Origin of the sequence: Lysinibacillus canaveralius, from assembly GCF_047301505.1 — a bacterium.
GTDB lineage: Bacteria > Bacillota > Bacilli > Bacillales_A > Planococcaceae > Lysinibacillus_B.
The window spans coordinates 2,083,896-2,096,307 of the sequence record NZ_CP154840.1 but is presented as its reverse complement, the minus strand read 5'-3'; the positions used below and the strand labels follow the sequence as shown (position 1 = coordinate 2,096,307).

Sequence of the window (12,412 nt, the reverse complement as noted above, 5' to 3'; positions counted from 1 at the left end):
TTATTACAATTTTTATAGACTCGCTTTGAAGAAACGACAAGTTAGAGAAAGGGATAGCTTACACTATCACATTCCTCCTGTGTGATGAAATGAGCTATTCCCTCTAATCTATTCTTTAATGGTACATGCCTGTATTTTCTTTACCTGTGATGTTTTCAATCATGACTTCAAACAATTCAATTTTGGGCAGAATCGGATATCCCTTCTTTTCAAACTCCCAATTTGGATCTCCATACTTTTCTAGTAAACGGTCAAAGAACCATTCCTTCTTTGAATCTTCGGTTATATGTGTAACTTGTCCAAATAATACAACGCTTGTATACACGAGCGCCGATTGGCATGCATACTTTTTACCGGGGTGTAAATCCCCCATTTCACTTACTTCAATGCTGACTTTGGGATTTGCTTTAATGTTTGACCAAAAATGGCTTTCGCGTATATTGCCGATATGAAGATATAGCTTTTCTCCCCCATCATGGATATAGACAAAGGGTATTACATATGGATAGCCGTCTTCCCCTACAGTAGCTACATGTGCAACCCGACCAGCTTGTAATAGCTGAAGTGCATCTTGTTTTGGAATCTCTACTCTTTTGTTTTCAATTAACCCTCGCATAAACTTGCACCCCTCCGAATCAATTTACTAAAAGAAAAATAATTCACTTAAACATGTATTTATAATACATCTTTATGTGTTTAATGGGAAGAGTATCCAGGAATTTTATTTGATAAATATATTAAAAAGGGGTTATTTCCCTTTTAATAACAAACTGTTCTTCAACCGCTTCATCGCAGAATGTACAGTCAAACGATGATAACTAATGAGATCTTTTCTAAACACCGCTCCATAAACGCCATATGGGGTAGGCGATAACTCAAGCAGCTGCGCTCTACTAGTGAAATCAATTATAGTAGCCTGGAGACCGAGTTTGGCGGCAGCTTCCAATAGATTTTGAGTCGCGATATCCAAATAAGGGCATTGCTGTGTCCGCAGGATTGTTAAATCTTGAAAGCGGAGACGCTCTTCCCAATTTTGCGGGAAATAAGGAGGCGCTGCATCATAAAAAGTATGTACTAGCAGTTCAAAACCGTATGGTGCATTGTCTATTTCAATAAAGTGATTTTTGATGAAGATATCCTTGCTGGGTGTCCAAGAAGTTTCGGCATTGGTAATGACGACAACCCCGGCTTTGTGTTGCCGTCTCGCATCTTCAAGACAATGCCGGATTAAGGCGGAAGCATATCCCTTCCCTACAACCCCAATCCATAAGCAGTGGATCACTATATAATTTTCTCCGTAAATAACACGGGAGGAATGTTCAATCGGTACATATTCTATAAACCCGGCCTGTTTACCATTTTCCAATAATTTGACGTATTTCATCCCTTTATCAAAACTACTTTCCAGCCAGTTCTTTTTTCCTTGATAGCCGGATGAATTTGGCTTGCTTCGAAGGCAGTAACAGCCTTCTGATGAGATATTTTCCTCTGACAATTCGATTATTTCCTGCAAATCCCTAACCCCTCCCTATTTTTTTTTTCCCCTGCTATTAACAAAAACCATGGCACCTACAGCGGTTACCGCTACTACCACCAAACCGACCAGTAAATAGTTAACGATACCTTTTCCATTGTACTCGTATGCTCCGTCATTCTCTGCCTTCACATAAACATACTTGTCGAGCTGAACAGCAATTGCTTTGTTTGGATCTACACCTTTAATAGAGTAATATTTCGTACCTTTCAGATAAGTATTTGAAAAATTGCCGCCGTACTGCTTCATATCAGAATACTTCGTTACCTGACCGATGACTTCTTCAACATCTGTCACGTGTTCATCGCTGACTATATAGATTGTTCCCTCCCATACAACAAACTGATATGCCCAATCTGTAGCAAGGCTTTTCTGTGGAAATTGTATGGCAGCGAATATGATCATTATGAAGACAAGCAGACCAAACTGTATGTTTCTCAACTTACTTCCCCTTTATATTTTGATAAAATAAGGACCACATTGTTCTTCGTGGGTCATAATAAAAGTCCATTTTAGTTTGTCATCCATAACATATATATCATTACGATTCATATTACGAGCTTCATATGGTACATCATGTACAGTTAATTCTTTTGCATTTTTCACCATATAAGCATCATCTATAAATTGATAAAAAATCGTACATTTATCTTTTTCCTGGTTCGTAAAGAGGGCTATTGCTTCTTCTTTCGCTGCACAGGAGACAGCTCCCCAGCTGCATATATGCCACAAAAATTGGTCTAAAAAGATTCTTTCCTTTTCTTTTGTCGATAAACTGACCGTAAATATTTTTTCCCAGATCTTTCGTAAAGCCTCTGCTGATACTGGGCTTTCTATAACCTGTAATTCTTTTCTGAATTCCATAAGCTTATCTCCTCTCTTTCATCGTTATGTGCTATTTTTAAATTTTATTTTTACTAAAGAAAACTATAATTCTCATTATACATGATATGGAAAAACTGGTTTTGTCTTTTGTAACTCGAATAGTTAGCTCCTGATCATAAATTTTTTACAAATGAAGCATTTCTCCGATGAATATAAGCCTATTTTTAGCGTTCGTTATTCGTGCTACAATTAATCAGCAGCATCCAGCTGACTCCTTTTTTTCGAAAGGGGGTGTACTGTTGTGCCTTTTCCATCACGCATGCAGAAGGCTAAAGCTGAAATGAAAAAGAAGCGTGAAGAAAGATTAGCCATCTTTCGTTACGCCACGGATTTATTCCGTTTTGTTGATACGCTGTATCGTCTTTTTCGGATGATGCTGTAAAAAACCTTGTGTTTCACCGCCTGGTCTTGCCAACCAGGCGGTGTTTTTGGCAAATAGCCTTGGCAAATTTTTAGCAAACTTTTGGAAGAGGAGAGTCAGGATGGATACTCATATTGACATTGATTTAGATGCAAATAAAGAGTTTGCCGATTTTTTAAGCAATCAAATTACTGCCTTTAATATGGAACATTCCGCTCATTATAAGGAAAATAGAAAAAAAGGAGCTGTTCAGCCGATTAATATAATTGTTTCTGATAGTAAGGAAGCTTGGGTTGGCGGCATCAATGCAGATGTTTATTGGGGATGGGTAGAAATCAATAATTTTTGGTGTAAAGACACGTACCGAAATAAAGGATTGGGCAGTTTACTTCTCGATAAATTGGAAGCTATTGCAAAGGAGAAAGGGGCAGAAAAAGCATTGTTAACTACTTTTGAATTTCAAGCACGCGCCTTTTACGAAAAACACGGCTTTCAGATAGTCGGCGAAATCAAGGATTATCCGCCTGGAGCAGCTATTATACAATGGTAAAGCATCTTTAAAGACATGCTCTTCTTGGCTGCCTCTGAAGAGAAAATGTAAATTTCTACAGGGGCCAAGGAAAGAAACTGTTACTTTTTCTTTATAGCAATGAAAAATAATACAATCAAAACGAACGTAACGTAAAAAAGCGGCGACTTATACCATACATACTTGAACTTTTCCCAAAAACTCGTACTAGGGTCTACGGAAAATAATGATACTTCTATATAAAAGAGTGAAATACATAATAAAAATAGTGGTATACACAAAATAACGACCAGCTTCTTCATTACCTTCTCCCCATCTCTAGTAAAAGCGTTCATGTGAACTTACTATATTATAATTCCATATCAAAAAAGAAAAAACGACCGGGAGCCACCCGGTCGCTGTGTACTGCTGTTAGATCCATCACGCATGAATCTTGCTACCTTCATTGTATGGTTGGTTTCCAATCATGTCAATGAATTGCTTTTATTTTATGCAGTTTCTATGAAAAAAACCATGGAAGGTTTATTTGTTTTTTTCCCAAGCCTAAAACTATTTGTTTCATTTATAATTGCTTCGTGAAGCAAATAATCCGATTCGCCTCTTGAAAGCCAAGTTTCATATGCATTTTCAGACTATCTTCATTTGCCAGCTCACAGTCGCTCGCAAATTCCCGGCAGCCTTTTGTCTTTGCCCACTCTTCACAAGCTCGAATTATCCTCTTGGCAATACCTTGCTTGCGAAATGATTCTTTCACATACAAACCTTCTAAATAACCTACTGGACTAGTACTGGTACCTTCCACATAATCACGGCGTAATTGGCATTGGGCAAAACCGATTGCTTCATCATTCTTATATACTAACATAACGACAGCATCAGGGTGGCTGATCAATTCTGTCATTTCCTGAATAAACATCTCCAACTCGTTTTCAGGCCAAAGCAGTAAAGCTAATTCAGCCGCATCTTTTGCCTGTTGTACCGTTGCTTTTTGTAGCATGTCATTCCCTCCGTTTTCCAAACTTGACAGCATCCATTCCTCCAACTGGCAGTTAGTCCTCCCAATAAAAAATTGCATCCCACACTAAATATTCTCTCGGCTCCCGAAAAACTGTCGGGATGTTTAGTTTGAATGGTAATGGCTTTTCTAGCTCTTCTTTAAATAATACCGTGTAGTGATACTTCATCACTAACCTTACTAACAGCTGATACAGCTCTTTAAACCTTGCTGGTATGACAAGCTCCTCAGGCATTTGCAGCATCGACTTGCTTCCATTAAGCCAGCGTCCATCCTCCACTGCATATGTATCATTAGTAATACCTGTCCCAATAATGACGACAGGTGCCAGCAGACTAATATTCAGCCAGAGCCCTTCACATTCAACCTCTTGCGTATATTTGTTTTCCGAAACTCGAACATCTTGCTCATTGCAGCAAAACCAAGCCGCATATGAGGCGTATCCGCTTCCGAAATTCTCAAGTTCAGGCTTGCAGGTAATTCTTGGATACTTCGCAAATTCTGCCTGTATGCGCTTTAAATAGGCTTTCACCTGCTCTTCGTCTCCTGTATTATATGGATAAATCTCTCCAATCATTTTTCCATCTATTAATTGTGTTAGTTGTTCACCTGTAAACATCTCTGCTCCCCCTTTTCTCAATTTCTTAATGCAGCAGGTCATTTTTAAGAAAATGAAAGCCCTCTGCAAATAAAAGACAGAAGGCTCTGATGAATAAATTATTATAATCAGAGTGAAGACAAAGTCGTTTTTGACTTTGTGTTCACGTTTTTTAGGTAATTTATAAAATAACGTTTTACTCAGCCTGTCTTGAAAACGCTTGCCAGACAAGGCGCGCCGATGAGCAAAGACGCGAATAGAACCTAAGTTCATGAGCGAATGGCTCTTTATTTGCGTCGAAAGCGAAGCGGCAGGAGCAGACGAGTGACGCAAGCAACGATGGATGAATGCGTTTGTCAACAGGCTGATTATAATAGCTTTTATGAAAACTTCTTCTCCACTAAAGCTTCATATGCGGTTTTTAGATGTTGCCAAGGCGAATTTCTTTGATCAGTTCTTCAAGCCACTGAACGGTATGTTCCCCTTTCGTCTTCATATATTTCCCAACTAGATCTACCAGCAGCTGGTTTTCTTGATCGATATGCGCCTGGCTGCGTATTTCTTCCACTCGCTTCCTTCGGGCAATTCGGCTTTCCAATTTCTGTTCGAGTATTTCCAATACCCTCTCTCGGTTAACATATTTCAGATTGGCGAGGCCAAGTACCATATCGGTAATATTTTTTGCGCCCTCCAACAGCCTATAGATTCTTTTTGGAAGTTCTTCACGCCCTTTGTCCGTGATAGCAAACACCTGTCTCTCAGGGCTGTTTTCTTCTTTCATGACACCTGCTGGTTCAATCAATCCTTGTTTGACAAGCGATTCGAAATGATAGGAAAGTTTGCTTTCCGTTAACCCTGCAAAAGTGTTCAACGGAACAGGATTTGAAAGCTGTTTTTCTAATTCATAAGGGTAACTATTGCCCTTCATTAGTTTGCTTAATATAAAAATTTGAATAGACATTCCCTTTACTCCTTCGCGAAGACATATCTATATTTTAGCAAAAGGATTTTAGTATTTCAGCAATATTCCCTTCTTATTAAGTGCTGGGGCGAGAGTAGAAGTTAATATTGCCTTTTATTCCATGTTATTATTTCTGCTCCTCGTATATCTACTTCTCCGTAACGAAGAAGATGGGGAATAAACTGAAACATTCCAAATGGCTTTCTCTAACGTGCAGTAAGTTCTATGCAGCGAAAGCCGAATTTTAGAAACATGGCGGTATCTTGCTTTGAGGCGCAACATTCATTCGTAAAATAACAAAGGCAGGTTTTGAGAAATTTTCATCAAAACCTGCCTGCTTTTTAATCAGTAAACTTCACTATTTACATTTCTAAATCTGTGAATGCGTAAGGTAATAAATCCTTTAATGTCAGTTCTAATATTTCTTTCTTCTCATTTGTTAAATAAACAGGCATTTCAGGCAGACAAAACTCTGCTAAAACTTGTCTGCATATGCTGCAAGGCGGAAGAAAGTCCGCAGTGTCACCTGCTACAGCAATCGCTTGGAAATCGCCTTTTTTGTACCCGTTTGCTACTGCAGTGAAAATTGCAGTTCTTTCAGCACAATTGGTTGCTCCTAATGAAACATTCTCCACATTTACACCATTAATTACAGTTCCATCTTTAAGCAGTAATGCTGCACCAACCGGAAATTTCGAATAAGGTATATACGCCTTTTCCTTCATATTGCGTGCACTTTCCATCAATTGCTCTTTATTCATCTTATCCATCCCTTTCAACGAAGAATGAACTTTTCAAGTTCCCTGTACGCCAACCGTTCAGTTGGCAGGATTTTCATAATATAATCTTTCAAAATATTTGTCAATAGCATAAGTATTTTTTCTATTTCCACTTTGAGCAGTCTATTTACGCCTCTTACACTTTCATAATGAATCATAACAAATGTTGACTGAATCTATTATTATGGATGTCTACAAAATGATTTTCCGTGCAGTCAGCTTACATTCGGTAAAATTACTCTTGCCTGTCCCCTCACTTGACTGAAAGATCACTGTAATTAACGAATGTTGAAAAGTAGAAAATCCTCTCGCCACTTTATAATTGATTGGCAAGAGGATTCTTACATAATTTATTGAAAACGGCCTTCCATAACGGTTTCTTCTAACGCTCTTCGGTCAGACGGCAGTTCACGTGCCTGGAAGTCTTCAGGCAATGCCTCTTTCTCTCCCTGATAACCAATCGCAATAATAATGCGAGGTTCAAAGCTTTCTGGAATACCGAGTACTTCTGTCGCCTGCTGCTTGTCAAAGCCGCCAATTGCATGGGTAATTAAGCCTTCACGTGCTGCCTGCAATGCCAGGAATCCCCAGGCTGTCCCACTATCAAATGGACTGACAGGAAATTCTGTATCCGAAATAAGCATGGCCAGGACTGGTGCTTTCTCACACCACTGGCGGTTCCGCTCATTTATAAATGAATAAAATCTTTCGCGGTCTTCAGGCTTCCGCGCAACAATAAACCGCCATGGCTGCCGGTTATTTGCAGACGGTGCCCAACGCGCTGCCTCAAAAAGACGCATCAGCACATCTTCCGGTACTTCTTTGTCCTGATAGGAGCGTGGAGACCAGCGCTGAAGAAAAATTGGATCGATATCATGTTCAGTACGTCGAGTCTGGAATTCCTTCATCCTAAAACCACCTTACTTTGTGTATTCTTTACCGAGTATCTCCATTCATGCTGCAAAATATCTAGTGCCCTTATTGTTGCAGAGCCTCCATTGCATTTCTTTCCCTATTTATAAAAATGATAAAACATACTGTATGCTACTAAAGGAAGAAGCCTCAGGAATATCCCCTTATCAGGATATTGCTGAGGACAGCTTCATTTACAATTCTCGTTTCTTTTGGCAAACGTAAATCATTTCATGATGTTCAGCAGTGAGCCGTGCTTCCTGCCAATCTCCATATAGTTCAAGAATATCAAAGCCATGCTTTTCAAGCAGCCTCTTCATTTCTTTCGGGAATACATATCTCAGTTTAATATGCGTTCGCTGCTCATCTGCTATACTACTCTCTCCATCCAAAAATCGCCGGATTGTCGTATAGGACTGAATTTGCTCCAACGGATTATACTCACTAATCGTATATAGCTCCACTGTAGTATCCGCATCCTGATAACTTCGCCAAAACTGCTCTTCCGGCGGCTGAAGCAGCTCCTCGGCACACGGAAATCTTGTGTTGAAAACGAAATGACCACCCAGCTCTAAATGCCGATTCACTGAGGAAAGCAGTCCATCCTGATCTTCATTCGTTAAAAAATGCTGAAATGAATTGCCTACACTAAAAATCAGCTGTGCCTTCATATCTAAATGCAAGTCTCTACAATCCTGTTCAATCCATTGTATCGATAAAGCACCTGCTTTTTCTTTTGCTCGCTGAAGCATGTTCGGATGGATATCGACCCCTACACAGTCAAGCCCATTACTTGCCAGAGGGATTGTCATTCTCCCCGTCCCACAAGCAATGTCAATAATCTTATCCGGCTTATCTTTAGCCATTTTGAGCAGCAAGGCCAGCTCAGGCTGATACCCTTCATTTTCCTTATCGTATAAAAGCGGTTGTTCATACTCTTCTGCATTTTCGAGGTTCTTCTTGCATACAAATACTCCACCACAATGGGACATTGGATAAAAAGCTGTTTGACAGAACTCTTCTATGAGTGGTGTAAACTGATCATTCATAAAATAGAACTCATCGTCATCCCAATAAGCGAGGCTTTCTTCGCGGCATCTTTTCAGGTCAGCTGCCGTTGAAAAAGCAATATCACCTATATAGAGCTTGCCGCCAGGTGTTAGCAAGTTCAGCAGCTGCCGGATGAGCGACACTTTTTCATCATCATTGAAATGGTGCAGTGTGTACGTACTAATAATTGCATCAAATCGTTGCTGCTCAATTTGCGGCGGCAGACCATCATGTAAATCCCATTCAAATAATGCTGCCTGCGGAAGCTTTTGCTGTGTCGCTTCCAGCATAGCCTTTGAAAAGTCGAGACCTGTTATATGATGCCCATGGGCAGCCAGCTGTACTGCCAGCACCCCGGTACCGATGCCAATATCGAGCACATTCTTTCGATCACCTTGCATCACTTCATTATAAATAGTCCCTAAAACGGCCTTATAACCGGCAAAGGGATACTGTCCGTTTTCTTCACTTACTTGTACTGTTTTGTGATACTCATTTGCCCATAAATTAAATCCTTGTTTCGATAACAATTGATTTGCTCCTTTTTTCTAGAAGCAAAACTGCCTTCATGCTAGTTTGCTTCACCTTTTTTAGAATGAATTGTAGTCATGAATTGTTTCATATGAATCACACCTTTCGATTGAATATCCATATTATAACATTATTTAAATAAAATGAATAACACTAAATTTCAGTTTATTTATTAAGTGATAGTACATTGCCTAGTGGTAGACACTCTATCCTGCTTCGAGGTGCAGCGGTAGAGCCACTCGCCGCCCTTTTTTTGCAACAGCAACTGTCAGTTTCCATCCAAGTTTAAATAGAAAGTTATATCTAAAATGTCGATAATCCAGTCCACTCCTGAAAGCGATAAACAGCCGTCTTCCATATGGATCGGTCCTCATATTTTTCAAATGGTACGGTAAAGCTGCCTTCTTCGTTTAACCAAAGACGGTTAAAGTAATCATTTACCTCTCCAGCAAGCTTATGGTCTGCAGGCATTTTTACATATAAACTACTTTCTAAATTGTAGTCTGCTAGATTTCGGCGCGTAAAATTGGCCGACCCACCGATTAGCATGACTTCCTTTTGTTTTTCGAGTATTAAAAGCTTACTATGATACTGTTCACCGTGCGTATGATACCATCGAACTACGATATTCTTTTTCCTCATGAGTTCTGCAGCTACTTGACGATTCGGGATACCGTTTTTTTCGATTCCAAACGCATCTTTATTAGGATCTAAAATCATTTGAATCGTTGCTCCGCGCTCTGCAGCATCCTTAATAGCATTCACAATATCACGATCAGAAATATAAAACACACCTATTTTTATTGTTGACTCTTCGTCTGCAGCTTGCAACATTTCAAGTATTTGGACTTTTATTTTTCCTTCGGTAAGAAGCTGGATCTAAAGCTCTCCTGCGTTTTTATCTTCTTTAAATGTTACATCTGCTAATGCCAGCCCTGATAGTTTGGCAACAGCATGTTCAGAAGCATATATTTCTTTTAAAATCTGACCTTTTACTATAAATCCGATATTCGAATGATAACTGCTTCCATCATGGGCAAGGTTTGCTGATGTCAGTAATGCATGTGATTCGTTCATCACGATTTTACGATGGTTTGCCTTAAAGTTCACTAAATCTAAATAGGACCCAACCGAGCCTTTTCCCCCGTCCGGATTAAAAGCATTTGGCAACAAGCCATTTTGCGAAGGCTTCCACCATTGTAAATAAGAACGCCAAATACTGGAGTAAATCGGGTTTGAATCACGCAGCGGCTTCATATTAGTTATGATGACATCTATGTTTTGTGCTTCTAATTGCTTGAAATATGGTTGATCATTCGAGCCATACAACGTATTTATCTCATCAGAAATCACGGCAATCGGCATATGTGGATTATTTGCACGTTTTTCGAGTAAAGCAGCTGTTATCCGTTCAGCAGACTTTGGATACGCCCCCTTTGCCCGGTCATAATCATCGTTATATAAAAACATATCAATCACGATAAATTCTTCAGCATCTTTAATAATCTTTAACGCCTCGTCCATTAGGTGCTGCTCCAAAATTTGCTTTCCCTGCTCGTGATGCGCCAAATCAAAAATGAATTGGATATCCCCTATCTTATAGGATTTACTCTCTACCGATACCCCGTTCGGAAGCGATTTATTATACTGAGCAATTCCTACAAGTACTGGAATGATTGTGATGGATAAAGCTAATATACGCAATCTCTTATTCCGCTTTTCCACATACATCCCTCTTTCCTCTATCAATCTTACTTACTCTTATCATCCTTTTCATCAAATTCCTATGAGCAGCAAAATGTACGATTTTCATCTATCACACAACCTTATTAATACAATCTAATACGCTGTATCTTGCATGAATTTAATGTCCAGCAGGCGGGGGCTGCCTACAAAAATAATGAGTACAATTCGGTAATTTCTTGAAGCATTCCCTTTCCATTGAAGCAGCAATTATATATGCTTAGGAAAAGGGAGGAGAATATATGCAGTTATCTATTTATACAAAATCACCAGATGCGCAGGCAGTCTCTTATTTACTGGCGAAAAACCCAAATAACATCTATGAACGCTATTCAAAAAATCATGCTGTGCGCTTTGTGTATCATAAAATGACCGATGATGAATTATATGCCACAATTTTTGTCACACCTGATTCCCTGTCTCTTGTGAATGATGAGCAGGCTTACGACATTACCCATTACATTAATGACCGCGAATTTGCGGTAAGTACGATTTTTTTATCGCTTATTCGTTCTGCACTTGGTACAGCACTTAACGGGAAACCAAAGGAAGAATATGAGAAGTATGTATCACAGCGCTTCCCCTTTACCTTTGAAATAGGACCTGTTGCTACATCCATGTCAGATGAAGAAATCCATGCGCTATGGCAGCCGCTTGGCTATGATGTTACAATTCAGGCTGCTTCTGAACATAAGCGTGCTCGCTTCTTAACACTTGCCAGTACGATCACGTTGCAGCAAGCACTGCAGCAGCTGTTTGTTCTTATTCCAGTAATGGATGATTATAAGCATTATTTTATTGACGAAAAGGAACAAGAACGGCTTCAGCGGTACGGCGAGGGCTGGCTGGATTCGCACCCCCTTCGTCATATGATCTATAAAAAGGCGCTTCGTTTCCGTCATTTATTAAATGAAGAAAAACCAGGAGAAAAGCGCGTCTCCCTTAATACGCAACGCTATGAAGCAATTACAAAGCAAGTTGAAAAGCTTGCTCACCGTTTTGTTGTTGATATGGGTGCAGGGGAAGGAAAATTAACGGAGCAATTAGCACAGCTACAAACGATCGATACACTATATGCGGTTGATCCAAGTAATACTGCACTTGCCAAGATGAAGAAACGATTAAGTGAAGCGGATTTGGCTGTAACACCAATCATCCAGTGGGGCTCTCTCTATTATGAGGATGCTGCATTAAGGAGAGCAGATGTCTTTATCTTATGCGAGGTCATTGAGCATATTAACGAAGAACGTTTGATGCCGATGATGAAGCTTATTACAGACATTTATGCACCGAAGAGCATCATTATTACGACACCGAATGCAGAGTATAACGCCGTATATGAGCTAGAAGAGATGCGGCACGATGACCATCGCTTCGAGTGGACGCGTGAACAGTTCCAAATCTGGTGCAAGGAAGCGGCACCCCAATATACCTCGCACTTTGAAGGTATTGGTAAGGAACACGCAACATACGGCACCCCAACACAAATGTGTATTTTGACGAGGAGGGATTAA

At 39.8% G+C, this 12,412-nt stretch carries 15 protein-coding genes; 3 read left to right on the top strand and 12 right to left on the bottom strand.

The genetic code is table 11. From position 1 onward, the window contains the following. Positions 1-115 precede the first annotated feature (115 nt). From AA0Y26_RS10545 to AA0Y26_RS10530, 4 genes are all read right to left on the bottom strand, one after another. A complete protein-coding gene (locus AA0Y26_RS10545) occupies positions 116-616 on the bottom strand; it encodes a pyridoxamine 5'-phosphate oxidase family protein (RefSeq protein ID WP_413367643.1) in 501 nt (166 codons plus the stop codon). A 132-nt stretch (positions 617-748) separates the two neighbouring features. Continuing rightward, complete coding sequence (locus AA0Y26_RS10540; protein ID WP_413367641.1) at positions 749-1,513, bottom strand: GNAT family N-acetyltransferase; 765 nt, start codon at positions 1,511-1,513, stop codon at positions 749-751. A 15-nt stretch (positions 1,514-1,528) separates the two neighbouring features. Beyond that, complete coding sequence (locus AA0Y26_RS10535; protein ID WP_413367639.1) at positions 1,529-1,975, bottom strand: hypothetical protein; 447 nt, start codon at positions 1,973-1,975, stop codon at positions 1,529-1,531. 12 nt (positions 1,976-1,987) lie between these two features. Further along, positions 1,988-2,398: a DUF4275 family protein gene (locus tag AA0Y26_RS10530; protein WP_413367637.1), complete on the bottom strand. Its 411-nt coding sequence runs from the start codon at positions 2,396-2,398 to the stop codon at positions 1,988-1,990. A 262-nt stretch (positions 2,399-2,660) separates the two neighbouring features. Between AA0Y26_RS10530 and AA0Y26_RS10525 the strand changes: the two genes are divergently transcribed. Both AA0Y26_RS10525 and AA0Y26_RS10520 read left to right on the top strand, forming a co-directional pair. Further along, positions 2,661-2,801 carry a hypothetical protein gene (locus AA0Y26_RS10525; RefSeq protein WP_413367636.1) on the top strand — a complete coding sequence of 47 codons (141 nt, stop codon included), beginning with the start codon at positions 2,661-2,663 and terminating at the stop codon, positions 2,799-2,801. A 100-nt stretch (positions 2,802-2,901) separates the two neighbouring features. After that, positions 2,902-3,330, top strand: a complete 429-nt coding sequence (locus tag AA0Y26_RS10520; protein WP_413367634.1) for a GNAT family N-acetyltransferase — start codon at positions 2,902-2,904, stop codon at positions 3,328-3,330. Positions 3,331-3,871: 541 nt separating this feature from the next. Here AA0Y26_RS10520 and aac(6') read toward each other — a convergent pair. The 8 genes from aac(6') to AA0Y26_RS10480 all read right to left on the bottom strand — a co-directional run bounded on the left by aac(6') (position 3,872) and on the right by AA0Y26_RS10480 (position 10,880). Then, positions 3,872-4,306, bottom strand: coding sequence for an aminoglycoside 6'-N-acetyltransferase (gene aac(6') / locus AA0Y26_RS10515; protein ID WP_413367631.1), 435 nt, complete (start codon positions 4,304-4,306; stop codon positions 3,872-3,874). 52 nt (positions 4,307-4,358) lie between these two features. After that, positions 4,359-4,943 carry a hypothetical protein gene (locus tag AA0Y26_RS10510; RefSeq protein WP_413367629.1) on the bottom strand — a complete coding sequence of 195 codons (585 nt, stop codon included), beginning with the start codon at positions 4,941-4,943 and terminating at the stop codon, positions 4,359-4,361. A 400-nt stretch (positions 4,944-5,343) separates the two neighbouring features. Continuing rightward, a complete protein-coding gene (locus tag AA0Y26_RS10505) occupies positions 5,344-5,883 on the bottom strand; it encodes a PadR family transcriptional regulator (RefSeq protein ID WP_413367628.1) in 540 nt (179 codons plus the stop codon). A gap of 362 nt (positions 5,884-6,245) precedes the next feature. Beyond that, positions 6,246-6,644, bottom strand: coding sequence for a cytidine deaminase (locus tag AA0Y26_RS10500; RefSeq protein WP_413368157.1), 399 nt, complete (start codon positions 6,642-6,644; stop codon positions 6,246-6,248). Positions 6,645-7,012: 368 nt separating this feature from the next. After that, a complete protein-coding gene (locus AA0Y26_RS10495; protein WP_413367626.1) occupies positions 7,013-7,570 on the bottom strand; it encodes a nitroreductase family protein in 558 nt (185 codons plus the stop codon). 198 nt (positions 7,571-7,768) lie between these two features. After that, positions 7,769-9,154 (bottom strand): methyltransferase domain-containing protein, encoded by a 1,386-nt coding sequence (locus tag AA0Y26_RS10490; RefSeq protein WP_413367624.1) that lies wholly within the window; start codon positions 9,152-9,154, stop codon positions 7,769-7,771. 304 nt (positions 9,155-9,458) lie between these two features. Next, positions 9,459-9,989 (bottom strand): phospholipase D-like domain-containing protein, encoded by a 531-nt coding sequence (locus tag AA0Y26_RS10485; protein WP_413367622.1) that lies wholly within the window; start codon positions 9,987-9,989, stop codon positions 9,459-9,461. A 45-nt stretch (positions 9,990-10,034) separates the two neighbouring features. Next, complete coding sequence (locus AA0Y26_RS10480; protein ID WP_413367620.1) at positions 10,035-10,880, bottom strand: hypothetical protein; 846 nt, start codon at positions 10,878-10,880, stop codon at positions 10,035-10,037. A 260-nt stretch (positions 10,881-11,140) separates the two neighbouring features. Here AA0Y26_RS10480 and AA0Y26_RS10475 point away from each other — a divergent pair, with 260 nt between their 5' ends. Then, complete coding sequence (locus tag AA0Y26_RS10475) at positions 11,141-12,412, top strand: methyltransferase domain-containing protein (RefSeq protein WP_413367618.1); 1,272 nt, start codon at positions 11,141-11,143, stop codon at positions 12,410-12,412.

What these genes read in the sequence shown, in the direction of transcription:
- AA0Y26_RS10545 (WP_413367643.1), bottom strand. Translation starts at nt 616, where the DNA reads ATGCGAGGGTTAATTGAAAACAAAAGAGTAGAGATTCCAAAACAAGAT.
- AA0Y26_RS10530 (WP_413367637.1), bottom strand. Translation starts at nt 2,398, where the DNA reads ATGGAATTCAGAAAAGAATTACAGGTTATAGAAAGCCCAGTATCAGCA.
- AA0Y26_RS10520 (WP_413367634.1), top strand. Translation starts at nt 2,902, where the DNA reads ATGGATACTCATATTGACATTGATTTAGATGCAAATAAAGAGTTTGCC.
- AA0Y26_RS10510 (WP_413367629.1), bottom strand. Translation starts at nt 4,943, where the DNA reads ATGTTTACAGGTGAACAACTAACACAATTAATAGATGGAAAAATGATT.
- AA0Y26_RS10505 (WP_413367628.1), bottom strand. Translation starts at nt 5,883, where the DNA reads ATGTCTATTCAAATTTTTATATTAAGCAAACTAATGAAGGGCAATAGT.
- AA0Y26_RS10500 (WP_413368157.1), bottom strand. Translation starts at nt 6,644, where the DNA reads ATGAATAAAGAGCAATTGATGGAAAGTGCACGCAATATGAAGGAAAAG.
- AA0Y26_RS10495 (WP_413367626.1), bottom strand. Translation starts at nt 7,570, where the DNA reads ATGAAGGAATTCCAGACTCGACGTACTGAACATGATATCGATCCAATT.
- AA0Y26_RS10485 (WP_413367622.1), bottom strand. Translation starts at nt 9,989, where the DNA reads ATGTTGCAAGCTGCAGACGAAGAGTCAACAATAAAAATAGGTGTGTTT.
- AA0Y26_RS10475 (WP_413367618.1), top strand. Translation starts at nt 11,141, where the DNA reads ATGCAGTTATCTATTTATACAAAATCACCAGATGCGCAGGCAGTCTCT.